This window comes from Saccharothrix sabaoui, from assembly GCF_051756985.1.
GTDB lineage: Bacteria > Actinomycetota > Actinomycetes > Mycobacteriales > Pseudonocardiaceae > Actinosynnema.
Genome location: NZ_JBPKJK010000045.1, coordinates 1 through 23284 on the forward strand (window position 1 = coordinate 1; position 23284 = coordinate 23284).

Annotated in this window: 21 protein-coding genes and 1 pseudogene; 5 read left to right on the forward strand and 17 right to left on the reverse strand. The window is 74.6% G+C overall.

Going from position 1 to position 23284, the window contains the following annotated elements:
- Together ACR807_RS16215 and ACR807_RS16220 are read right to left on the reverse strand one after the other, a co-directional pair.
- Window positions 1-222 (reverse strand): annotated as a pseudogene (locus tag ACR807_RS16215) (GNAT family N-acetyltransferase); the annotation flags it as partial.
- Window positions 223-333: 111 nt separating this feature from the next.
- The gene (locus ACR807_RS16220; RefSeq protein ID WP_438922146.1) at window positions 334-2370 is read right to left on the reverse strand and encodes a discoidin domain-containing protein; all 2037 of its coding nucleotides are present in this window, start codon (window positions 2368-2370) and stop codon (window positions 334-336) included.
- Between the two features lie 115 nt (window positions 2371-2485).
- Between ACR807_RS16220 and ACR807_RS16225 the strand changes: the two genes are divergently transcribed.
- The gene (locus tag ACR807_RS16225) at window positions 2486-3484 is read left to right on the forward strand and encodes a LacI family DNA-binding transcriptional regulator (RefSeq protein ID WP_438922147.1); all 999 of its coding nucleotides are present in this window, start codon (window positions 2486-2488) and stop codon (window positions 3482-3484) included.
- Here the strand turns inward: ACR807_RS16225 and ACR807_RS16230 are convergent.
- Together ACR807_RS16230 and ACR807_RS16235 are read right to left on the reverse strand one after the other, a co-directional pair.
- Entirely contained in the window at window positions 3481-4551 is a 1071-nt protein-coding gene (locus ACR807_RS16230; RefSeq protein ID WP_438922148.1) for a spore photoproduct lyase family protein, read from the reverse strand. The genes ACR807_RS16225 and ACR807_RS16230 overlap by 4 nt on opposite strands.
- 104 nt (window positions 4552-4655) lie before the next feature.
- Window positions 4656-5057 carry a hypothetical protein gene (locus ACR807_RS16235; protein ID WP_438922149.1) on the reverse strand — a complete coding sequence of 134 codons (402 nt, stop codon included), beginning with the start codon at window positions 5055-5057 and terminating at the stop codon, window positions 4656-4658.
- 435 nt (window positions 5058-5492) lie between these two features.
- On the opposite strand from ACR807_RS16235, the gene ACR807_RS16240 reads away from it, so the two are divergent.
- Together ACR807_RS16240 and ACR807_RS16245 are read left to right on the forward strand one after the other, a co-directional pair.
- Entirely contained in the window at window positions 5493-6374 is an 882-nt protein-coding gene (locus ACR807_RS16240; protein WP_438922150.1) for a peptidoglycan-binding domain-containing protein, read from the forward strand.
- A 46-nt stretch (window positions 6375-6420) separates the two neighbouring features.
- The gene (locus tag ACR807_RS16245) at window positions 6421-7380 is read left to right on the forward strand and encodes a pirin family protein (RefSeq protein WP_438922151.1); all 960 of its coding nucleotides are present in this window, start codon (window positions 6421-6423) and stop codon (window positions 7378-7380) included.
- Here the strand turns inward: ACR807_RS16245 and ACR807_RS16250 are convergent.
- The 7 genes from ACR807_RS16250 to ACR807_RS16280 form a co-directional block, all read right to left on the reverse strand.
- Entirely contained in the window at window positions 7377-7571 is a 195-nt protein-coding gene (locus ACR807_RS16250) for a hypothetical protein (RefSeq protein WP_438922152.1), read from the reverse strand. The two genes, ACR807_RS16245 and ACR807_RS16250, sit on opposite strands and share 4 nt — an antisense overlap.
- A 5-nt stretch (window positions 7572-7576) precedes the next feature.
- Window positions 7577-7909 carry a YnfA family protein gene (locus ACR807_RS16255; protein ID WP_438922153.1) on the reverse strand — a complete coding sequence of 111 codons (333 nt, stop codon included), beginning with the start codon at window positions 7907-7909 and terminating at the stop codon, window positions 7577-7579.
- Window positions 7910-7956: 47 nt separating this feature from the next.
- Window positions 7957-8721, reverse strand: a complete 765-nt coding sequence (atpB, locus tag ACR807_RS16260; protein ID WP_438922154.1) for a F0F1 ATP synthase subunit A — start codon at window positions 8719-8721, stop codon at window positions 7957-7959.
- 102 nt (window positions 8722-8823) lie between these two features.
- The gene (locus ACR807_RS16265; RefSeq protein ID WP_438922155.1) at window positions 8824-9060 is read right to left on the reverse strand and encodes a hypothetical protein; all 237 of its coding nucleotides are present in this window, start codon (window positions 9058-9060) and stop codon (window positions 8824-8826) included.
- A 173-nt stretch (window positions 9061-9233) separates the two neighbouring features.
- Complete coding sequence (locus tag ACR807_RS16270; RefSeq protein ID WP_438922156.1) at window positions 9234-10334, reverse strand: acetate/propionate family kinase; 1101 nt, start codon at window positions 10332-10334, stop codon at window positions 9234-9236.
- 1 nt (window position 10335) lies between these two features.
- On the reverse strand, window positions 10336-12684 hold the full coding sequence (locus tag ACR807_RS16275; protein WP_438922157.1) for a phosphoketolase family protein: 2349 nt from the start codon (window positions 12682-12684) through the stop codon (window positions 10336-10338).
- Between the two features lie 195 nt (window positions 12685-12879).
- A complete protein-coding gene (locus tag ACR807_RS16280) occupies window positions 12880-13233 on the reverse strand; it encodes an anti-sigma factor antagonist (protein ID WP_438922158.1) in 354 nt (117 codons plus the stop codon).
- A 190-nt stretch (window positions 13234-13423) separates the two neighbouring features.
- Between ACR807_RS16280 and ACR807_RS16285 the strand changes: the two genes are divergently transcribed.
- On the forward strand, window positions 13424-16066 hold the full coding sequence (locus ACR807_RS16285; protein WP_438922159.1) for a SpoIIE family protein phosphatase: 2643 nt from the start codon (window positions 13424-13426) through the stop codon (window positions 16064-16066).
- On the opposite strand, the gene ACR807_RS16290 is transcribed toward ACR807_RS16285, so the two are convergent.
- From ACR807_RS16290 to ACR807_RS16315, 6 genes are read right to left on the reverse strand one after another with little or no spacing between them, the layout of a single operon-like run.
- Window positions 16047-17609, reverse strand: a complete 1563-nt coding sequence (locus tag ACR807_RS16290; RefSeq protein WP_438922160.1) for a SpoIIE family protein phosphatase — start codon at window positions 17607-17609, stop codon at window positions 16047-16049. The two genes, ACR807_RS16285 and ACR807_RS16290, sit on opposite strands and share 20 nt — an antisense overlap.
- A complete protein-coding gene (locus ACR807_RS16295; RefSeq protein ID WP_438922161.1) occupies window positions 17606-19330 on the reverse strand; it encodes an ATP-binding response regulator in 1725 nt (574 codons plus the stop codon). The genes ACR807_RS16290 and ACR807_RS16295 overlap by 4 nt, the downstream gene beginning before the upstream one ends.
- The gene (locus tag ACR807_RS16300; RefSeq protein WP_438922162.1) at window positions 19327-20349 is read right to left on the reverse strand and encodes an ATP-binding SpoIIE family protein phosphatase; all 1023 of its coding nucleotides are present in this window, start codon (window positions 20347-20349) and stop codon (window positions 19327-19329) included. Before ACR807_RS16300 ends, ACR807_RS16295 begins: the two co-directional genes overlap by 4 nt.
- Entirely contained in the window at window positions 20337-20750 is a 414-nt protein-coding gene (locus tag ACR807_RS16305; protein ID WP_438922163.1) for an anti-sigma regulatory factor, read from the reverse strand. Before ACR807_RS16305 ends, ACR807_RS16300 begins: the two co-directional genes overlap by 13 nt.
- A complete protein-coding gene (locus ACR807_RS16310; protein ID WP_438922164.1) occupies window positions 20747-21121 on the reverse strand; it encodes an STAS domain-containing protein in 375 nt (124 codons plus the stop codon). Before ACR807_RS16310 ends, ACR807_RS16305 begins: the two co-directional genes overlap by 4 nt.
- Window positions 21121-21969: an STAS domain-containing protein gene (locus ACR807_RS16315; protein ID WP_438922165.1), complete on the reverse strand. Its 849-nt coding sequence runs from the start codon at window positions 21967-21969 to the stop codon at window positions 21121-21123. The genes ACR807_RS16310 and ACR807_RS16315 overlap by 1 nt, the downstream gene beginning before the upstream one ends.
- Window positions 21970-22108: 139 nt before the next feature.
- On the opposite strand from ACR807_RS16315, the gene ACR807_RS16320 reads away from it, so the two are divergent.
- Window positions 22109-23245, forward strand: coding sequence for an alkaline phosphatase family protein (locus tag ACR807_RS16320; RefSeq protein ID WP_438922166.1), 1137 nt, complete (start codon window positions 22109-22111; stop codon window positions 23243-23245).
- Window positions 23246-23284 lie beyond the last annotated feature (39 nt).

A 23284-nucleotide genomic window follows, 5' to 3' on the forward strand; every position in this document is an offset into this window, starting at 1 on the left:
GATGCGCAGCTCCTCGTCCCAGATCACGCCGGTGGTCCAGTCGGCGGAGGTCGGGTCGTCCTCGGCCTGGGCCAGGCGCATCCGCCACACGCCCCGCCACTCCTCGCCCGCGAAGGGCGGCGTCAGCGGCACGGGGCTCAGCGCGTTGGCCGCCTCCAGGTCGCCGTCCACGAGGGCGCGGAACACCGGCCCGCTCAGGTGCACGATCCGCACGTCAGCCACCGGACCAGCCTGGCACACCGCGCGCGGTGATCGCCCGACAGCGCCCGGTACCGGGTCGGTGGTACCGGGTCGGTGGTACCGGATCGGCGGTGTCGGATCGGCGGTGTCGGGTCAGCGGTACAGCCGGACGTCCGCGACGCTCCACCAGCTGCCGGACGCGGCGGTCGCGGTGACGCGCAGGTACCGGGCCCGGGTGGTCGGCACGTCCGCGGTCGTCAGCTGCCCGACGCCGGTCCCGGTGGCCAGGGTGCGCCACCTCGTGCCGTCGTCGCTGACCGACAGCTCGTAGCCGCGCGCGTAGTCGCCGAGGTTGCCGCCGCTGTCGATCGCCACCCGGCGGAACCTCTCCCGCTCCCCCAGGTCCACCTGGAGGTACTGGCCCGGGACCTGCGCGGCGCCGGTGCTCCAGCGGGTCGAGGCGTCGTCGTCCACCGCGAGGCGGGCGTCCGCGCCGGTCGACGCGGTGGCGGTGGCGCCGTCCAGCGGCACGGGGTCGTACCGGCCCGTGAGCGCGGGGCTGCGCGGCCAGGTGAAGGTCGCCAGCGCGCCGCCGGGCAGGGTGTGCTCGAACGTGCGGTCGCCGACGTTGACCGCGAACGTGCGCGGGTCGTCGTTCTGGTTGTGCACGACCAGGGCGGTGGAGCCGTCGGGGTTGCGGAAGGCCACGTCCATGACCTGCCCGTTCCAGCCGGTGGTGCCGAACGACGTGCTCGCGACGCGCTTCGCGCCGGGCTTCACGAACTTCGACAGGTGGCCGATCGTGTAGTACTCGGCGTCGGTGGTGACGCTGCCGTCCGGCTGGACCGTGACCAGGCCGGTGCAGGTGGCGCAGCCGCCGTTGTGCGGGCCGCCCGTGCTGTCCAGGGCGATGTTCCAGTTGACCGCGCTGCGCGCCCAGTTGCGGGTGGTGCCGAGCACGACGTTGCGGGCGTGCCAGGTGAGCGTGTCGCGGAAGACCTTGGCGGGCGGGTCGGTCTCGCCCTTCGAGCCGGAGCACTCGGTGAACCAGATGCCCTTGTCCGGGAACGCGTCGTGCAGCGCGGTCTGGGCGCTCGGGTCACCGTAGTAGCAGTGGTACGCGGTGCCGGCGACCCAGCGCGCGGCCCGGCTGCCCAGCACCTGGTACGGGTAGTCGGTCTCCGGGTCGGAGCCGGGTGGGGTGGTCGCGGCGTCGTTCGGATGGGTGGCCCAGTTGTGGTCGTAGGCCAGGATCTTCGTGCGCGGGCTGGCGAGCCTGAGCTTGGGCCCCAGCGCCTCGATCACCTCGAGCTGCTGCGCGACGGGCATGTCCGTGCCGGGGTAGGCGTCGGGCGTGCGGTTCTGCGGCTCGTTCTGCACGGACAGGAAGTCGATCGGCACGCCGGCCGCGGTGTACGCCTGGACGAACTTCACCAGGTACCGGGCGTAGGCGTCGTAGACGCGCGGGTCGTCCTTGAGCCGGCCGCCGACGAGCGAGTCGGTGGTCTTCATCCACGCGGGCGGGCTCCACGGGGTCGCCATGACCTTGAGCGCCGGGTTGAGGCGCTTGGCCTCGCGCAGCAGCGGCAGGACCACCGCCCGGTCGCGGTCGACGCTGAAGCGGCGCAGCCCGAAGTCCGTCTCGCCGGGCGGCACGTCGTCGTAGGTGTAGTGCTCGGCCTCGGCGGTGAAGTCCGAGGAGCCGACCGGCTGGCGCAGGAAGCTCACGCCGATGCCGTGCACCGGGTCGAACAGCTTGCGCATCGTCCCGGCCCGCACGTCGGGCGCGAGGCCGTGCAGCACGGCGGCGGACGAGTCGGTGATGGACGCGCCGAAGCCGTCCACGGCCTGGTACGTCCGGTCCGGGTCGACCACGATCGTCGGGTGGGTGGACGGCGTCGTGCCGAACGGGACGCGCGGGCGTTCGGCGAGCAGCTCGGCGCGGTCCGGCGTGGTCACCCACACCCGCGCCGCCACCCCGCGCTCACCGCCCTCCCGGTCCGCCTGCCCTGCCCGGTCCGCCCCGGCCGCCCGATCCGCCACGCCGGCCACGCCCGCCTGGCCGGACTGCGCCCCGGTCGCGGTCGCGGTCCCGGTCGCGGCCCCGGACGCCGCTCCGGTCGCGGTCGGCGTGATCGCCAGCGCAATCGTCAGCGCGACCGCCGCGACCCCGCGCACGGTTGTTCCCATAGCCACCCACCTCGGTGTGTAACACGTGATCAATCAGGGTGAAACACGTTGTTCCGGGATGGAACACGGTTGCCCGGTTCGACGTCAAGAGGCAGGTCACGCGTAGGGTGAGGGCGTGGAGACCGACCGGCGGCGCACCAGGGTCCGCGACATCGCCGCGGAGACCGGCGTCTCGATCGCCACGGTGTCCCGCGTGCTCAACGACCACGCCAACGTGTCGCCGCGGACCCGTGAGCTGGTGCTCCGGGCCGTCGAGCGCCGCAAGTCCCGCGAGGTCGGCCCGCGCACGGTCGCCGTGCGGTGCCCGTACGAGCTGACCGACTACTTCGGCCTGATCGTGTCGGCCGTCGCCGAGGCGCTGCGCCTGCACGGCTGCCGCGTGCTGCTCGACGCGGGCGAGGCGTCCCAGCACGACGCCGTGCTGCCCGGCCTGCCGGATGAACCGGGCGTGGGCGCGGCCGTCCTGGTCCTGCCGCCCGAGGACGGCGACGAGCTGGTGGCGCTGGCGCGGACGGGTTTCCCGTTCGTCGTGGTCGACCCCCGCACGCCCCCGCCGCCGGACGTCGCCGCCGTGTCGGCCGCGCACTTCTCCGGCGCCCGCGCCCTGGCCGCCCACCTGGTCGACCTCGGGCACCGGGACATCGGCGTCATCGCCGGCCCGGAGGAGTGGCTGGCGGGCGACGCGCGCACGGCGGGCCACCACGCCGCGCTCGCCAGGGTCGGCGTGCTGCCCGCCCCGCACCGCGTCCACCACGTGGAGCCGACCGCCGCGGAGGGCCTGCGCGCGGCGGGCGAGCTGCTCGACGGCCCCACCCGGCCGACCGCGATCGTCTGCTTCAACGACAAGCTGGCCGTGGGCGCCCTGCACGCAGCCCTGGACCGCGGGCTGCGGGTGCCGGAGGACCTGTCGGTCGCCGGTTTCGACGACATCGACCTCAGCCGCGCCACCCGCCCCGCCCTGACCACGGTCCGCCAGCCGCTGCGCGAGATGGGGCGCATCGCGGTGACCCAGCTCATGCGGGTCCTGGACGGCCAGCGTCCCGAGGCGCTGCACCTGGAGCTGTCGACCACCCTGGTGGTCCGCGACTCGACCGGCCCGGCGCCGGGCCGCTAGAAGGCGTACCGGACGCGCAGGTAGGGGGCGTGCTCGGCCACCACGGCGAGGAAGTCGTCCAGCAGGCGGCGCTTGAGGCCCGCGCGGTAGCGGACGTTGACGCCGCCGCCCTCGCTGCGCTTGGCCTCCTGGAGGTCGGGCCGCCACAGCAGCTCCTCGGCCTTCGGGTGCCAGCCCAGGTTGACCTCGTGCAGCGCCCGGTTGTGCGTGAGCATGATGACCTCGGCCGCCAGGCGGTCGCGGGTGGCCGGGCTGGTCGCGTCGCCCAGGGACACCAGCAGCTCGCGCCAGTCCTCCAGCCAGCCGTCGTGGACGACGACCGGGCTGAGGTTGACGTGCACCTCGTACCCGGCGGCGGCGAAGTCGTCCAGGGCGGCCAGCCGCTCGGCCACCGGGCTGGTGCGGATGTCGAGCAGCTTCGCGGTGCGCTCGGGCATGAGCGAGAACCGCACCCGGGTCCGCCCGCGCGGGTCCCAGGTGAGCAGGTCGCGGTTGACGTGCTTGGTGGCGAAGGACGCCTTGGCGGTCGGCAGGTCGCGGAACAGCTCGACCAGGTCGCGCACGTTGTCGCTGACCAGCGCGTCGACGGAGCAGTCCGAGTTCTCGCCGATGTCGTAGACCCACGCCGCGTCGTCGACCTGGTCCGGCGTGGTCATCGGCCCCTGCCGCCGCACGTGCCGGGCCAGGTAGCCGGTGATCTGCTCGATGTTGGCGAACACCGTGATCGGGTTGGAGTAGCCCTTGCGGCGGGGCACGTAGCAGTAGGCGCAGGCCATCGCGCAGCCGTTGGCGGTGGAGGGGGCGATGAAGTGCGCCGACCGGCCGTTGGGCCGCGCCGACAGGGACTTCTTCACGCCCAGGACCAGCGCCTCCCGCTTGATCCGCACCCACCGGCGCACGTTGGCCTCGTCACCGTGCAGCTCGGGGATCTGCCAGTGGCTCGCCACCTCGACCCGTTCCGCGTCCGGGAAGCGCTCCAGCACGGCCCGGCCGCGCGGCAGTTCGGCGGCGGCGGGCTCGACGTAGATGCGGGTGGGCCGCAGGAGCGGGAGGGTCTCGGCGTTCACCCCTCCAGTGTCCGGACGGGACCGACAAAACGCCGGACGAGCGCCCGCCCGGTCCACGTGCGTCGTCAGCGCGTGGGTGGGGTCCGCCGAGCACGTGAAGGCGTTCAGCCCAGGTGGACGATGTCGGGTGACGTCTGCCACCAGAACGCCCAGCCGCCGACCTTCGTCGCCTGGACGTCGGTCTGCCACCCGTTGGCGACCTCGTCCGTGACGTCACCGGGATCGACGACGGCCTCCGGCACCTCGCGCGGGCTCGGGTGCTGGACCACCTCGCACGGCACGAGCACGCACGGCCGCGGGGCGAACGCCGAGTCCGCCGGGCCGGGACGGCGAGCACGTCGACCGCGGTTCGCCGGCGGGCCACAGGAACGGGCCGCCGACGTGGCTGTCGCGCACCCCGGGCGCACCGGGCCGCGGTGGAGCGGGGTGGTGACGCGGGCCACCTCCCCGATGCCGGGGACGGCGCGCCCCGCGACCGTCGGCGGGGGTGTGCCGGTGAACCTCATGGCGCACAAGGAATCCGGGCCCACTGACAGCTCCGGTCCGAAGCGGACGGACGACGCCCCCGTCCGTTCCCGGTCACCGGCGCGGACCCCGTCGACCGCGGTCCGGGCGCGACGGCGCGCGGCCCGCCGGCCCCGCGGGCTCGGGCCGGCGGAACCACCGCACGCACCGCCCGGGGGCGATCCGCGGCTCGGGGACCGACGCGTGCGGGACCGGCGCGTGCGGGACCGGCGCGTGCGGGACCGCTTCGCCGGTGGTCGGGTGGTTCGGGTGGGCGTCCTGTGACCTCATGGCGGCAACGTATCGGCGACCACCGACAATCCCGATCTACGTCAACGTCCAACCAACTACCACGCCATGCTGTCAAGCATTGCCAAGGGCGGCGGGTTCGCGCTTGACTGGCCGCGTTGTCGTCCGGACGTCGAACTGGGGTGGGCATGGGGTCGTTCACGACGGGGCCGTTGAAGGTCGTGCTGACGATGGCGCTCGCGGTGGGGCTGGCGTCCCCCGCGAACGCCGCCCAGCAGGTCGGACAGGCAGGACAGGACGAACGGGGCGCACGGGTCGCGGCGGCGTCGGTCGACATGGAGGCCGTGCTGAAGGCCGCGCAGATCGACCCGAGGCGGGCGGACTCGGCGATCACGCCGGGCGCCGGGGCCGGCGTGCTGCTGGTCGAACGGGCGCTGGTCGCGAAGGGGCTGCTGGCCCCGACGTACGCCGACGGGCACTTCGGCACCAGGACGGTCGACGCCTACGCGGCCTACCAGCGGTCGCTCGGCTACACCGGGATCGACGCCTCCGGGTTCCCCGGCCCCACCTCGTTGCGCCTGCTCGGCGAGGTCGGGCCGACCTACACCGTGACGCGGTCGGTGTCCGCCGGGTCCCGGGTGACCTACCGGGGCGCCACGATGAACACGCGCACGAAGGCCATGCTGGTCGAGGCGGAACGGCTGCTCGGCCGCGCGCTCGGCATCACGCAGGGCTCGTACAACCCGGGCGGCGTGGGCGGGTCGGCCGGCACGCACGACGGCGGCGGCGCGCTCGACATCTCGGTGTCCGGCATGACCGCGACCACCCGCACGGCGGTGGCGAGGGCGTTGCGGCAGGTCGGTTTCGCGGCGTGGGTCCGCACCCCGGAGCAGGGCGACTGGGGTTATCACGTCCACGCCATCGCGATCAGCGACCCGGACCTGTCGAGCGGCGCGCAGCACCAGGCCGGCGACTACTACCTGGGCCTCAACGGCCTGGCCAACCGCGGCGCGGACGACGGCCCGGCCGTCCCCAAGGTGACGTGGGAGGAGTACCGGCGCGCCCTGTGAGGCCCCCTCGCACGACGCCTACCATGGGTCCCATGGTGGCCACCGCATGAGCAACGTCGAGGCCGACCCCGCCGCGCTGGTGTGCACCACCACGTCCGGCGGGGTCGAGGTGCTCCCGGCCCGGGAGGTCCCCCTGGGCGGCCCGCGCGCGATGACCGTGCGCCGCACGCTGCCCCAGCGGTCCCGGACCATGATCGGCGCGTGGTGCTTCGCCGACCACTACGGGCCCGACGACGTGTCGGTCAGCGGCGGCATGGACGTCGCGCCGCACCCGCACACCGGCCTCCAGACGGCGAGCTGGCTGTTCAGCGGCGAGATCGAGCACCGCGACAGCCTCGGCGTGCACGCGCTGGTGCGGCCGGGCGAGCTGAACCTGATGACGGCGGGCCGCGGCATCTGCCACTCCGAGGTGTCGACGCCGACGACGACCGTCCTGCACGGCGTCCAGCTGTGGGTGGCGCTGCCCGACGCGGACCGCGACGCGCCGCGCGACTTCCAGCACCACGTGCCCGAGCCGGTCGCGGTGGCCGGCGCCGTGGCGCGGGTGTTCCTCGGCACGCTGCTCGGCCGCACGTCCCCCGTGCGCACGTTCACCCCGCTGCTGGGCGCGGAACTCGTCCTGGAGCCGGGCGCGCGGCTGGAGCTCGACGTCGACCCGGGGCACGAGCACGGCGTGCTGGTCGACCTGGGCGCGGTGGAGGTGGCGGGCGCGGCGGTCGCGCGCGGCGACCTGGGCTACGTCGGCCCCGGTCCGCGCTCGCTGGTCGTGGCCAACCCGGGCGACGCCCCGGCCCGCGTCGTCCTGCTGGGCGGCGAGCCGTTCGGCGAGGAGCTGGTGATGTGGTGGAACTTCGTGGGCCGCACCCACGACGAGGTGGTCGCGTACCGCGAGGAGTGGCAGCGGGGCACCGAGCGGTTCGGCGAGGTCGTCGGCTACCCGGGCGACCGCCTGCCCGCGCCGCCGATGCCGACGGGCCGCCTCCGCCCCCGCGCCAACCCCCGCTAGCGCCCGCCCGCGCCCGGTCGAGGTCCAGGGCGCACGGGCGGCACGAGCCCCGCCGTGCCGCTGCCGGGCGGCCCGTCCTCCGTCGACGACCACCGCTCGACCTGCGCGGCGACCGGCCCGGGCAGGGCGGCGAGCCAGGACAACCCCGGTTCCCGCCGGTACGACGCCCGCAACCGCTCGGGCGCCTCCACCCGCGTCAGCCGCGCGGGGCGTACATGATCACGGCCACGCCGACCAGGCAGATCGCCGCGCCCAGGTAGTCCCAGCGATCCGGCCGGAACCGGTCCACCGCCACCGCCCAGGCGAGCGAACCGGCCACGAACACCCCGCCGTACGCGGCCAGGATGCGCCCGAAGTGCGCGTCGGGCTGGAGGGTCGCCACGAACCCGTACAGGCCGAGCGACACCACCCCCGCGCCGATCCACAACAACCCCCGGTGCTCGCGGACCCCCTGCCACACCAGCCAGGCCCCACCGATCTCCGCCAGCGCGGCCAGTGCGAACAGCGCCAACGAGCGAACCACCGACATGGCGACGACCCTACTGGCCGACCCGCGGGGACACCGGTGCCGGCACCTCAGTGGTGGGTCGCCAGGGCGCGGCCGATGAAGTGGGCGCTCAGGGTCGCGAAGATGTACGCCTGGAGCACCTGGATCAGGGCCTCCAGGCCGGTGAGCGCGATCGCCGGCGCGAACCCGAGCAGTGACAGCGGCTTCAGCAGCGGTGGGGCTTCGAGGAGCAGGTACTCGCCGCCCAGGGTGAACACCATCAGCAGCAGGTGGCCCGCGAACATCGCGGCGAACACCCGGATCGCCAGGTTCACGGGGTCGAAGAAGAACTTCAGGATCACCTCGGTGGGGATGAGCAGGCCCCACAGGACGGGTTTCGGCACGTCCGGGATGATGAACTGGTTGCGCAGGTACCCGCGCAGGCCGTGCCGCCGGATGCCGACGACGTGGTAGAGCGGGAACACCAGCAGCGCCAGGGCCGCCGGGAACCCGATGTGCGCCATGGTCGGGAACTGCACGAACGGCACGATGCCGAAGATGTTGTTCACCAGCACGAAGGTGAACAACGACAGGATGAACGGCACGAACGGTCGGAAGTCGGCCGCGCCGATCTGCTCGCGGGCGATCGTGTCGCGGCCCAGGTCGTACACCGACTCGGCGGCGAACTGGAGCCTGCTCGGCACGAGCTTGAGGTTCCGGGTCGCGACGAGGAAGAACGCCGCGATCACCACCACCGACAGCACGAGCACGACCATCGGTTTGGTGACCCACCCGATGATCGGCGGCGGGAACAGGTCCGCACCGCCCGGTGGAATGAACGTGTCGTCGGCCATGGGCGCCCCCCGTCCAAGGTCTTGGCCCGACCGTAGCGGAGCGGGGGGCGTCGGCGGAAAGCCTTATGCCGAAAGCGGAACGACACGCCGCCCGGTGCGCCCTCAGCCGGCCGGCTTGTCCAGTTCCCGGCGAACAGCGGCCATCAGCTGCGACTTGATCCTCTCCGGGCCGTACCAGGTGCCGTCCAGGTCGGCGGCGGAGACGGGCACGACCTGGTCGAGCAGGATCCAGTAGTCGCCCCAGAAGGTCCTCGCCTCGACGTGCCGGGTGCCGCGCCGCGGCCTGCTCCCGCTGAGCGGAGCGATGAGGAGGCCGTCGGCGTTCTCGCGAACGATCACGACCTTGGTGTTCTTGTGCTTCCGGACGGATCCGACGATCGCTGAAGACATCGGTGCGTGCTCCACGTGGTGGGACCGGAGGGGACGGCACCAGCCTCTCCGACACCCGCCCACCGGCGAAGGCCGCATCGGCGACCGGCCCACCACAGTCGCCGAGCGGCGACGCCCGGCGTTCAGGACCGCAGGGCCGCGCGCACCCCGCGCGCGATCTCCAGGTCCTCCCGGGCCGTGACCACGAGGGTCCGGGCGGACGCCGAGGGTGCCGTCAGCTCCTCGTCACCGCCCACCGGACCACCGCCCACCGGACCACCGCCCACCGACGCGTTGCGGTCCGCGTCGACCACCACGCCGAGGAACGCCAGCCGCGAGGCCGCGCGCCACCGCACCGTCGCCGAGTTCTCGCCCACCCCGCCGGTGAAGACCAGGGCGTCCAGGCCGCCCAGGGACGCGGTCATCGCCGCCACCCCCGCCACCAGCCGGTGCACGTAGACGTCCAGGGCGAGCGCCGCGTCCGGGTCGCCCGAGGCCGCGGCGGCGTCGATCTCGCGCAGGTCGCCGGTACCGGCGAGGGCGGTGAGGCCGGAGCGCTCCTCCAGCGCGCTGGCGACCTCGTGCGGCGACAGCCCCTCGTGCTCCTCCAGCCACAGCACCAGCCCGGGGTCCACGGTGCCCGACCGGGTGGCCATGACCAGGCCCTCCAGCGGGGTGAAGCCCATCGTGGTGTCGACGCCGCGCCCGTCGGCGACGGCGGCCAGGGACGCGCCCGCGCCCAGGTGGCACGTCACCACGCGCAGCCCCGGCCCGAACCGCTCGGCGACCCGGCGGGCGCTGTGGGCGTGCGACAGGCCGTGGAAGCCGTAGCGGCGGATCGCGTACCGCTCGCGCCACTCGCGGGGCACGGCGTAGGTCGACGCGGCGGCGGGGAGGCCGGCGTGGAACGCCGTGTCGAAGCACGCCACGGCGGGCACGTCGGGGTGCAGCTCCCCCACCGCGTCCAGGGCCGCCAGCGACTTCGGCTGGTGCAGGGGCGCGAGGGCGGTCAGCTCCCCCAGCTCCGCGCGCACGCCGCCGTCCACCACGACCGGCCCGGTGAACCGCGTGCCGCCGTGCACGACGCGGTGACCGACGGCGTCCGGCGCCGGCCAGCCCGCCAGCGCGGCAGCCAGCCGGGACGCGTCCGGCGGCACGTCCGCGGTCCGCTCGACCTCGTCACCGGGGCCGAGCAGCCGCAGCTTCAGGCTCGACGAGCCCGCGTTGACGACCAGGACCCGCACGTCAGCCCCACGTCCAGCCGGCGATGGCCGGGTCGTCCTCACCGTGCTCGCGGGTGTGCTCGCGGGCGGCCAGCCGGGCGTCGGCCATGCGCTGCCGCAGCACCGCCGCCCCGCCGCCCAGCGCCGGCACGCGGTCGATCACGTCCATCACCAGGTGGAAGCGGTCGAGGTCGTTGAGCATCACCATGTCGAACGGCGTGGTGGTGGTGCCCTCCTCCTTGAACCCCCGCACGTGCAGGTTGCGGTGGTTGGTGCGGCGGTAGGTGAGCCGGTGGATGAGCGCCGGGTAGCCGTGGAACGCGAAGACCACCGGCTTGTCGACGGTGAACAGGGCGTCGAACGCGCGGTCGGACAGGCCGTGCGGGTGCTCGGTGTCGGGTTGCAGCCGCATGAGGTCGACCACGTTGACCACGCGCACCTTCAGCTCCGGCAGGTGCTCGCGCAGCAGCTTGGCCGCGGCCAGCGCCTCCAGGGTCGGGATGTCGCCCGCGCAGGCCAGCACGACGTCCGGTTCGCCGTCGGTGGTGCCCGCCCAGTCCCAGATGCCCAGGCCGCGGGCGCAGTGCGCGACGGCCTCGTCCATGCTCAGGTAGGTCAGCGCGGGCTGCTTCCCGGCGACGACCACGTTCACGTAGTGCCTGCTGCGCAGGCAGTGGTCGGCCACCGACAGCAGCGTGTTGGTGTCCGGCGGCAGGTAGACGCGGACGATCTCGGCCTTCTTGTTCACCACGTGGTCGAGGAAACCCGGGTCCTGGTGCGAGAAGCCGTTGTGGTCCTGCCGCCACACGTGCGAGGACAGCAGGTAGTTGAGCGAGGCGATCGGCGCGCGCCACGGGATGCCGCGGGTGGTCTTGAGCCACTTGGCGTGCTGGTTGAGCATCGAGTCGACGATGTGGATGAACGCCTCGTAGCTGGTGAACAGGCCGTGCCGGCCGGTCAGCAGGTAGCCCTCCAGCCAGCCCTGGCACAGGTGCTCGGACAGCACCTCGAACACCCGGCCGTCCGGGGCGAGGTGCTCGTCGCCGGGTTCGGTGGCCGCGTTCCACGACCGGTCGGTGACGTCGAACAGCGCCTGCAACCGGTTGGACGCCACCTCGTCCGGGCCCATGACGAGGAAGTTCGTCGGGTTGCGGCGGGTGACCTCGCGGAGGAACTCCCCCAGCACCTTCGTCGCCTCGCTGCTGCCGACGCCGGGCCGGTCGACGGCGACGGCGTGGTCGCGGAAGTCGGGCATCCGCAGGTCGCGCAGCAGCCGGCCGCCGTTGGTGTGCGGGTTGGCGCTCATCCGCCGGTCGCCGACGGGCGCGAGCGCGCGCAGCTCGGGCACCAGCCGGCCGTTCTCGTCGAACAGCTCCTCGGGCCGGTAGGAGCGCATCCACTCCTCCAGCCGCGCCCGGTGGTCGGCGTTCTCGCGGGTGCCCGACAGCGGCACCTGGTGCGCGTGGAACGTGCCCTCGACGCGCACGCCGTCCACCTCGCGCGGCCCCGTCCAACCCTTGGGGGTGCGCAGCACGATCATCGGCCACGCGGGGCGCGTGCGGCTCTCCTTGCACTCGGCGATCCGGTCGAGCACGGTGTCCAGGGTGGCGGCGAGCTGCTCGTGCACGGCCTTCGGCTCGTCGCCCACGACGAAGTGCGGCTCGTGCCCGTACCCGCGCAGCAGCGAGGTCAGCTCGTCGTCCGGGATGCGCGCCAGCACGGTCGGGTTGGCGATCTTGTAGCCGTTGAGGTGCAGCACGGGCAGCACGACGCCGTCGCGCCGGGGGTCGAGGAACTTGTTCGAGTGCCAGCTCGCGGCCAGCGGGCCGGTCTCCGCCTCGCCGTCGCCGACCACGCACACCGCGAGCAGGTCCGGGTTGTCGAACACCGCGCCGTAGGCGTGCAGCAGCGCGTAGCCCAGCTCGCCGCCCTCGTGGATCGACCCGGGCGTCTCGGGCGCCACGTGGCTCGGGATGCCGCCCGGGAACGAGAACTGGCGGAACAGCGCGCGCAGGCCGTCCACGTCCTCGCCGACGTGCGAGTACACCTCGCTGTAGGTGCCCTCCAGGTAGGCGTTGGCGACGAGGCCGGGCCCGCCGTGCCCCGGACCGGTGACGTGGAGCGCGTTGAGGTCGCGCTGCCTGATCACCCGGTTCACGTGCGCGTAGACGAGGTTCAGGCCGGGCGTGGTGCCCCAGTGGCCGAGCAGCCTCGGCTTGACGTGCTCGGGGCGCAGCGGTTCGCGCAGCAGCGGGTTGTCGAGCAGGTAGATCTGCCCGACGGACAGGTAGTTGGCCGCACGCCAGTAGGCGTCCAGCAGGGTGAGGTCGTCATCCTCGGACGGCATGCGCCCGACGCTAGCCGCGATCACCCCGGCCCGAAACTCGAACGGCGGGAGCCTGCTCGCGGCCGGGGGCGGCCGGCCGCCGGCTCGGTGCGCCGGGAGTGCCGGACCAGCCTGAGCAGGGGCGGGTCGATCGGCTCGGTGGTCGCCCCGTCCTCACCCCGACGCGGGAGCCCGACCCCCGGGCCGGGAGTCGCGACTCCCGGGAGCCGGGCTCCCGGCTCAGGAGGCGGCGGACAGCGCTTCGTCGAGCGTGTCGTGCAGGTCCAGCACGTGCGCCAGGCCGACCGAGGTCAGGGTGCGGCGGATCAGGCGGGGCACGACCACGCGCAGCGCGCCGCCGCCCCGGCGGGTCGCCTCGTGCGCCCGGAGCAGCACGTCGATGCCGACCGACGCGAAGAAGTCGACGTCGCTGAGGTCCAGCACCACGGTGCCGTCGCCGTCGCCCACGGCGGCCGTCACGGGGTCACGCAACAGGTGCACGGTGGCGATGTCGAGCTGTCCTCGCGCGGACAGCACGACGGTGCCGCCGTCGGCGTCGCGCCGGGTCGTGGTCTCGAACGCTTCGGGAGGCATCGGTGTCCGTTCGTCACTTCGGGGCAGGGGTCGACCGCGAGTGCGCTGTGGGCTCAACGGCACCGCCGGACACCAGAAGATCACACCCCGCGCCTCGCGCGCGAACCCCCTCCCGACCTCGGCCGGACGGCGATCGGTGCCCGGTCGCGCGCCCGGCTAGCCTGGGTGCCCCCACCCCGAGGAGCGACGCATGGCGCGAGCGAGCGGACCGGAGCCCGGCGACCTGCCCGGCCTGGTCGGCGACCTGCCCGTCGTGGTGTGGGAGGGCGACCGCGCGACCAGGCGGCTCACGTTCGCCTCCCGCTACGCCGACGTGCTGCTGGGCGGCGTGCCGGACGACTGGGACGCGGTGGTGCACGCCGACGACCGGGCGTGGGTGCACCGCGAGCGCTGGTCGCGCGAGGAGGACTTCGAGCTGGTCTACCGGGTGGTCGCGGCCGACGGCCGGGTGCGGTGGGTGCAGGACCGGGTGCACGTCGGCGAACGGCTGCTGCGCGGCGCGCTGCTCGACGTCACCGAGGTCCGGCTGCGGGAGGAGCGCGAGCGCTTCCTCGGCGAGCTGGACCGCGAGCTGCAGCGGCTGGACGACGCCGAGGTCGTGATGACCGCCGCGACCCGGCTGCTGGGCGAGCACCTGGGCGTGAACCGGTGCGCCTATGCCGAGGCCGAGGCCGACGAGGACCACTTCGTGATGAGCGGCGACTACGCGAACGGCCTGCCGCCGCTGCCGGGCCGGTTCGCGATGTCGGCGTTCGGCGCGGGCGCGCTGCGCGCGATGCGGGCGGGCGAGCCGTGGGTGGTGCACGACAGCGCCGCCGACCCGCGCCTGGAGGACCTGGACGCCTACCTGGTCACCGGCATCCGGGCGGTGATCTGCCTGCCGCTGCTGCGCGGCGGCCGGTTCGTCGCGGCGATGGCCGTGCACCAGGCGACGCCGCGCCGGTGGACCGGCGCCGAGGTGGAGCTGGTGTCGGTGGTGGTGAACCGCTGCTGGGAGTCGGTGCAGCGCACGCACGCCGACCGGGCCGTCCGGGCGGGCGAGGAGCGCTACCGGCAGCTCGTGGAACGCGCCACCGACGCCATCTGGACCGTCGACCGCGACCTGCGGTTCGTCGACGTCAACCCGGCCGCCTGCGCGCTGCTCGGCCACGACCGCGCGGCCCTGGTGGGCACGCCGCTGACCGACCTGGTGGAGGAGGGGGCCGCGCGCCGGCTCGCCGCGCTCGTCGGCTCGACCGCGCCCGCCGTCACCGACGTGTGGGAGCTGCGGCGCGCGGACGGCACCACCGTGCCGGTCGAGCTGAGCGTCCAGGGCACGCCGCACGGCGTGCAGGCCATCGGCCGCGACGTCACCGAGCGGCGGCGCGCCGAGGCCGAGCGGGAGCTGCTGCTCCAGCGCGAGCGCGAGATCGCCGAGACCCTCCAGCGCAGCCTGCTGCCGCCCGAGCTGCCGGAGCTGGCCCGGGTCGCGGTGTCGGCCCGCTACCTGCCCGCGGCGGCGCACGGCCAGATCGGCGGCGACTGGTACGAGGTGCTGCCGGTCGGCGACACGGTCGTCGCGGTGTCCGTGGGCGACGTCGTCGGCAAGGGGCCGACGGCGGCGGCCGTGATGGGGCAGCTGCGCAGCGCCCTCGCCGGCTACCTGCTCGACCGCCACTCCCCCGCCGCGGCCCTGGACCGGCTGGACGCGTTCGCCCGCCGCACGCCCGGCGCGGTCGGCAGCACGTGCGCGTGCGTGACGGTCGACTGGAGCACCGGGCAGCTGTGCTGGGCCTCGGCCGGGCACCCGCCCGTGCTGGTGGTCCTGCCGGACGGCGCGGCGTTCGTCAGCGGCGTCGCGGGGGCCGTGCTGGGCGCCGACGACGGGATGCCGTACCGCGACCACGCCGTGCAGCTGCCGGTGGGCGCGTCCGCCGTGCTCTACACCGACGGCCTGGTGGAACGGCGGTCCGACGTGCTCGACGCGGGGCTGGAGCGGTTGGCCGAGGTGGCCTGGAAGGCGCACGCCGCGCCGCCCGGCGAGCTGGCGGACGAGGTGGTGGGCGCGCTGCTGGCCGACGGGCAGGACGACGACGTGGCGCTGGTCGTGCTGCGCCGCACGCCGGAACCGCTGCGCAGGCGCGGCGTGCCCGCCGTGCCCGAGGCGCTGGGCGGGATGCGCCGCGAAGTCCGCGAGTGGGCGGCGCTGGCCGGCCTCCCGCTGGACGCGCTGTGCGACCTCCAGCTCACGCTGGGCGAGGCCGCCGCGAACGCGGTCGACCACGCCTACCCCGAGGGGCCGGGTGACTTCGACTACGAGCTGGAGCGCACGGCGGCGGGCGACGTGCGCGTGGTGGTGCGCGACCGGGGCCGCTGGCGGCCGGCGCCGGCCGACAAGGGCAACCGCGGCCGGGGCATCGACATCATCCGCGAGCTGGGCGCCGACGTGGTCTTCGACCGCGGCGAGGGCGGGACGGTCGTCGACTTCCGCGTGCCGCTCGTCCCGGCACCGGTCGGCGAGCCGCCGGCCCGCGGACCCGCCGACGAGGCCGCCCCGCCCCACGACGACGGGGCGCACGTGGTGCGGCTGACCGGTGACCTCGACGCCACCGGGGCCGACGCGGTCCGGGCCGACCTGATGGCGCGGGTGGGCACGCGGCCGGTGGACCTCGACCTGACCGACGTGGACTACCTCAGCAGCTCGGGTGTCGCGCTGCTGCTCACGGCCGCGCTCGCGGCCCGCCGCGCGGGCCTGCCGATGACGTGGACGCTGCGCGCCGGGTCCGCGCCCGCCCGGATCGTGGCGCTGTCCGGCCTCGCGACCACGCCCGGGCTCACGATCCGCTCGACGTGAGCCCCCGGCCCGGCTCCAGGTGGTCGCGGCGGAACGCGAACAGCGCGATGTCGTCCTTCTTGTCCCGCCCGAACTCGTCGAGCAGGCGGTCGCACAGCTCGTCCATGTCGTCGTCGTGCGACACGGCGGCCCGCAGGCTCTCCATGCCCTCGTCGAGGTCCGCGCCGGAGTGCTCGACCAGGCCGTCCGTGGTGAGCAGCACCATCGAGCCCACCGGCAGGGCGAACCGGGTCGCCGGGGGCCGGTTCAGGCCGATGCCCAGCAGCGGGCCGCGCACGTCCAGGTAGCGGGCGCCGTCGGCGTCGGCGATCAGCGGCGGGATGTGCCCGCCGTTGGCCACCAGCACCGTCTCCTCGGCCGGGTCGACCAGCATCAGGCACATCGTGGTGAGCCCCCGCACGCCGTGGAACTTCTCGATCATGGCGTCGATGCGCCGCAGGATCACCACCGGGTCGGTCTCGTCCACCGCGTAGGCGCGCAGGGCGTGCCGCACCTCGCCCATGACGATCGCCGCCGCCAGCGAGTGCCCGGTGACGTCGCCGATCGCGATCAGCAGCTGGTCGCCCAGCTCGGTGACTTCGTAGAAGTCGCCGCCGATCTCGGCGTGCGCGGACGCGGGCTCGTAGCGGGCGGTCATCGGCAGGCAGGGCAGCGTCGGCAGCCGGCGCGGCAGCAGGCTGTTCTGGAGCGTGAGGGCCAGCGTGTGCTCCTCGGCGTAGGCGCGCAGGCCCTCCGCGGCGAGGGCGGTCGTCTGCGCCAGCTGGAGCAGCAGGTTGCGGTCCTCGTCGGTGGCGACCGCCTCGGGCGGCACGGCCACCCGGATCGGGGCGCTGCGCGGGTTGCCGCGCGCCACCACGACCGCCGCCGGCACGCCCGGCGCCCACGGCGGGTCGAGCACGCTGGCGGTGTTCCCGGGCAGGCCGTCGAGCAGCGACGTCGGCTCGCTGCGCACCGGGGTGCCCGTGCGGCCGACCAGCAGCGGGCCGCCCGGCGGTGCGAGGAGCACGGTCGCGGGCGAGCCGCACACCGACGCCGCGCCCTCCGCGGCGGCCTCGGCCAGGGCGTGGAACGTGGTGGCCGAGTTGATGCGCAGCGTGGCGGAGGTGAGCTTGGCGAGCCGGTCGGCCAGCCGCTCGGCCAGCGCGCGGGCCCGGTAGTAGCGCAGCGCCGCCTCGACGGTGGCCAGCAGCTCGCGCGGCTCGATCGGCTCGGTCAGGTAGGCGTCCGCGCCCCGGTTGAGGCCGGTGATGCGGTCCTCGGTCTCCCGGAACGCCGCCGAGACGTGCACCACGGGCACGGCGGCGGTGCGCGGGTCGCTCTTGATCCGCTCCGCGACGTCGTAGCCGCTCATGTCGGGCAGGTCCACGTCGAGCAGCACGAGGTCGAACTCGTGCTCGGCGAGCATGGTCAGCGCCTCGCCGCCGGTGACGGCCTCGGACACGTCGTGCCCGCCGCGGCGCAGCCAGCTCACCCGCACGTAGCGGCTGGCCACGGTGTCGTCCACGACGAGGATGCGCGCCTCCGCGGTGGTGGGGGTGGTCATCCGTTCTCCCTGGTGCGGGCCGCGGTGCGGGCGCTGCGGACCGAGTCGCGCACCGTGCCGGGGGCGATCGCGGCGATCGGCATGACGGCGGCGCCGAGGGTCGCGGCGGTGCGCTCCAGGCCGCTGTCCACGTCGTGGCTCACCACCAGCACCGGCACCGACCGCGACTCGTCCGCCGCGCGCAGCACGGACAGGATCTCCGTGCCGCTGACCTGCGGCACGTCCGCGGCCAGCACGACCAGGTCCGGGCGGTCGCGGCGGGCGGCCTCCAGCGCCTCGCGGCCGTCGACGACCTGCACCACGGTCCGGGCCAGCCCGTCCAGGGCGGCCACCAGGCGGGCGCGCACGGCGTCGTCGGGCACGACGACCAGCGCGAGCGCGGCCGTCGAGTCGTCGGTCTCCTGGAGCGGCAGGGTCACGGTCACCTCGGTGCCCTCGCCGGGCGTGCTGCGCAGCACGAGGTCGCCGCCGAGGAGGACGGCGAGCCGCCGCGCGTAGGGCAGGCCGAGGCCGGTGCCGCCCGCGCCGATCTGGAGCCGGCCCGGCACCTGGTAGAAGTCCTCGAACACGCGGGCCTGCTCGTCGGGCGGGATGCCGATGCCGGTGTCGGTGACGACGAACCGCAGCAGCGGGCCCTCGACCCGCACGTCGAGCCGCACGCTGCCGCGCTCGGTGAACTTCAGCGCGTTGGACAGCAGGTTGCGCAGGACCCGCAGCAGCATCACCTCGTCGGTGACCGGGGTCGGCAGGTCCGGCCGGTGCGCCACGACCAGCTCCACGTCCGCGCTGCGCGCCAGCGCGTCGACCGTGCCGTGCAGCCGGGCCAGCAGCAGCGGCAGGTCGACCGGCGCGAACCGGGGCCGAAGGCTGCCCGACTCGGCCTTGGCGGTGTCCAGCAGCTCGTTGATCAGCGCCAGCAGGATCGAGCCCGCGTCGTTGATCAGCTCCACCTGGTGGCGCTGCTCGGCGGTCAGCGGGTCGCCGTTCGGGTCGGCGAGCAGGCGGGCCAGGCCCACCACGGAGTTCACCGGGGACCGCAGCTCGTGGCTGATGTTGGACCAGAACCGGGTGCGCGCCTCGCCGGCCTCGCGCAGCTGGGTGGTCTTCTCCTCCAGCTCGGCGTAGAGCGCGACGACGCCCTGGTTGGTCTGCTCCAGCTCGTCGGACAGCTCCTTGTGCAGGGCGATGATGCCCTGGTTGGTCTCCTCCAGCTCGTCGTTGAGGCGCAGCAGCTCGCGCTGCTTGGCCTCCAGGTCCTCCAGCGTCTGCACGAGGTCCTGGTTCTGCGCCCGCAGCTCGTCCACCGAGTCGGACGGGTTCGCGGCGGTGGACGCGCGGCGGCGCAGCCGGGCCACCTCGTCGGCCGTCGGCGGCACCTGGCTGGCGGGGAGCGCCTTGGTCACGACGACCGCGCCGCCGTCGACCGCGACCTCGTCCATCAGCCTGCGCGCGGTCGCCCAGCCGGGTCCGGAGGTGTCGGTGGTGTAGACGCGGATCAGCAGGGCGGGCGACGGGTCGCGGCGCAGCAGGAACGCCACCGTGGTCGGCCCCGGAAGGCGGACCAGCTCGCGGCCGAGGTCGCTCAGCGTGGTGGCGACCCGGATCTGGTTCTGCCCGTCCAGGCCGACGACGGTCGCCGCGTCCCGGCCGTGCTGGCGCAGCGGGAAGACGTCGGCCTCCCGCTGCACCGTCACGTGCAGCAGCACCAGCGGCGCGGTCACCGCGCCACCGCCACGAGCACCCCCGCGTCGTCGCGGCGCACGCCCGCGTCGCGCACCAGCCTGGCCGCGATCACCGGGGGCGCCTGCTCGGCGAGGTCCTCGTCGGGCGACCAGCGCTCGGTCAGGCCGTCGGAGTGCAGCACGACCAGCGCGCCCGGCGGCAGGTCGTAGTCGAACGCGCGGATGGTCCGCGCCTGGAACCCGGCGACCCCCGGCACGGACACCATGCCGCGCTTGCGGCCGTCCGCGACCACCGAGGCGCCGATGTTGCCGACCCCGGCGAAGCGGACCCGGCGGGTGACCAGGTCGAGGTCGGCGACCGCCACCGCGCCGCCGCGGGTGCCGCGCAGGGCCTGGTGCAGGCGGGCCACGACCTCCTCCGGCGGGAGGCCCGGCAGGTCGCAGAACACCCGCACCGCCTCCCGCGACGCCGAGGCCGCCAGCGGGCCGTGCCCGGAGCCGTCGCACACCAGCAGGGTGAGCCGGCCCGGCGACCGGCGCACGGCGTGGGCGTCGCCGCACACGTCCTCGCCGGCGATCGGCCTGGTCAGCCCGGCGGTCATGCCGTCGTCGAGGTCGGAGTCACCGCGGTGCGCCTGGAACCGGGCGGCCAGCACGGTGCCCCGGCCGGGGGTCGAGGACAGCTCGAACCCGTCCGCCGCCCTGGCCACCGCGCCCAGGCCGAGCCCGAGGGTGCCGGTGGTCGACTTGCCGTCGGACATGGCCCACCGGACGTCGGGGATGCCGGGCCCCCGGTCGATCGCCAGCACCTCGACCGCGGCCCGCTGCTCGCCGCGCACCGAGCGCAGCACCACCTGGCCCTCGACGGCGTGCTTGACCAGGTTGGTGCCGATCTCGGTGACCGCCAGCCCGATCTCGGCGACCCGCGAACCGGGGAACGCGAGCCGCTCGGCGAGGCCGGTCGCGGCGCGGCGCACCCGGCCGACCTCGGCCGCCTCGTCGACCCGCAGCCAGGCGACGTCCTCGGTCACGGGCAGGCAGGTGCTCACCTCTTCCACTTCACCACCGTCACCGTGGTGCCCCGACCGACCTCGGTGTCCAGGTCGAAGTCGTCCACCAGGCGCCGCGAGCCGCTCAGGCCGAGGCCCATGCCCTTGCCGCTGCTCCAGCCGTCGGCCAGGGCCAGCGCGATGTCCGGGATGCCCGGACCCTCGTCCTGGAACGAGGCCCGCACGCCCTGCCTCCGGCCGTCCCCGACCACCTCGACGTGAGCCGTGCCGCCGCCGCCGTAGATCAACGTGTTGCGGGCCAGCTCGCTGGTCGCGGTCACCAGCTTGGTCTGGTCCACGAGCGAGAGCTTGACGCGCTGGGCGTACACGCGCACCAGCTGCCGGACCCGCACCACGTCGTCGTCGCCGGCGATGGGGAGGACCTCGTGCTCACCGCCGGCGGCGGTCACAGGGCCCCTCGTCGCCGTTCGCCCAGCTCGCGGAGGATCTTCATGCCGCGCTCCAGGTTGAGGGCGGTGCGCACACCGCCCAGGGTCAGGCCCAGCTCGACCAGCGTGATCGCGACCGCGGGCCGCATGCCGACCACGACGGTGTCGGCGTCGAACAGCTTCGACAGCGAGGCGATCGTGGCGAACATCCGGCCGATGAACGAGTCGACGATCTCCACCGCGGAGATGTCGATCACCACGCCGTGCGCGCCGCTGCTGGAGATCCGCTCCGCCAGGTCCTCCTGGAGCGCGAGCACGCTCTGGTCCTGGAGGTCGATCTGGATGGACACCAGCAGGATGCCCTCGATCTGGAGGATCGGCACCCGCTCCATCAACGCCCCACCCGCACGATGTCGGCACCCTCCTTGCGCAGGGCGTGCCGCAGCGCGTCGGCCAGCGAAGCCTTGGTGGTGATGTCGCCGAACTCGATGCCCAGCTCCACGATCGTCTGGGCGATCTGCGGCCGGATGCCCGAAATGGTGCACTCGGCGCCCATCAGGCGGGCCGCGACGACGGTCTTGAGCAGGTGCTGGGCGACCTGGGTGTCCACCGCGAGCACACCGGTGATGTCGATGATGGCCTGCTCGGAACCGGTCTCGACCAGGGTCTCCAGCAGCTTCTCCATCACGACCTGGGTGCGCGCCGAGTCCAGCGTGCCCACCAGCGGCACGGCCAGCACGCCCTCCCAGAGCTTGACCACCGGCGTGGTCAGCTCCAGCAGCTGCTCCGACTGCTCCTTGATGATCTCCTCGCGGGCGCGGGCGTAGGTCTCGAACGTGACCAGGCCCAGCGCGTCCACCAGCTCGGAGAACCTCAGGATCTGCTTGAACAGCTCCGGGTCCTCGTCGGCCTCGGTGAACTCGAACACCACGCGCTTGAGCGCGAAGATGCTCGCCGCGGTCTCCGACGGCGTGTAGCCGGTGCGGGCCCGGCCGCGGGACGTCTCCTCCAGCACGGACCGCAGCTCCGCGTACCGCCCGGAGGCCAGGTCGCGCCCGTCGCCGTCCGCCACGGGCAGCAGCGCGCCCAGGAGGTCGCGGAAGTCGCGCTCCAGCTCGGCGGCGGTCGCCCGACCGCGCACGGTCGACGCCACGGCCGCGACCCACCGCTCCACCAGGAGCTCCGCGTTGTCGCGCAGCAACCCGGTCAGGCGGTGTTCGTGCCCAGCTTCCCCAACCACTCGTGCCTCCTCGTGAACCTGCTCCCTTCGAGACAGTAGACCGCTCGCCCCGGTCGTTCAGAACGCGACTCTCCCGGCGGCGCGCGGATCAGTCGTGCGTAGACCCGGCGGTGGGTCGTTCGGCCTATGGTGACCGGCTGTGGACCCGGTGGTGCCCCGGTACGGGGCCGGCTCGTTGGCGGACGTGGTGCCCTCCCTGCTGGCCGGCCTGGGCGTGCCCGGCGCGGTGGACGTGCTGGGCCTGGCCGGCCCGCCGCGGGTGTGCGTGCTGCTGGTCGACGGGCTCGGCTGGGAGCTGCTGCGCGAGCACGAGGCCGACGCGCCGTTCCTCGCGTCCCTGCCCGGACCGCCGATCACGGCCGGTTTCCCCGCGACCACGGCCACCGGCCTCGCCTCGCTGGGCACGGGGCTGCCGGCCGGCGAGCACGGGTTCGTGGGGTACTCGTTCGAGGCGGGCGGCGAGGTGCTCAACGCGCTGCGCTGGAGCCGCTGCGGGGTGCCCGACCACGTCGACCTGCGGTCCTCGCTGGTGCCGGAGGAGGTGCAGCCCCGGACGACGGTGTTCGAGCGGGCCGCGGCGGCCGGGGTGGCGGTGCACCAGGTGCTGCCGCGCGACCAGCGGGGCAGCGGGCTGTCGCGCGCGGTGCTGCGCGGCGGGTCGTTCGACGGCGTGCTCGGGTTCGGCGACCTCGTGGCGCGGGTGTCGGCGGCGCTGTGGTCGGCCGACCGGGTGCTCTGCTACGCCTACCACGGGAACCTGGACGCGCTGGGCCACGTGTACGGGCCGGGCAGCGCGCCCTGGCGGTGGCAGCTGCGGTTCGTGGACCAGGTGGCCGCGGGCATCGCGGACGGCCTGCCGCCCGGCGGCGCGCTGGTGGTGACCGCCGACCACGGCATGGTGCCCGTCACGGACCCGGTGGACCTGGACGAGGTGGCCGCCCTGCGCGAGGGGGTGCGGGCGTTCGGCGGCGAGGCCAGGGTGCGGCACGTCTACACGGCGTCGGCGGGGGCGGTGCGGTCGCGCTGGGAGTCCGTGCTCGGCGACCGGGCGTGGGTCGTGACGAGGGACGAGGCGGTGGCCGCGGGCTGGTTCGGGCCCCGGGTGGACGACCGGGTGCTGCCGCGCGTCGGCGACCTGGTGGTGGCCGCGCGGGGGTCGCTCGGCCTGGTGCGGACCCGGGCGGAACCGGTGGTGAGCGGGTTCACCGGGCAGCACGGCTCGCTGACGGCGGCCGAGCAGCACGTCCCGCTGCTGGTGGCGTCCGGCGGCGGCTGAGCGTTCTCGCATAGCATCGCTTGTCGGCCGCGGGGCCGG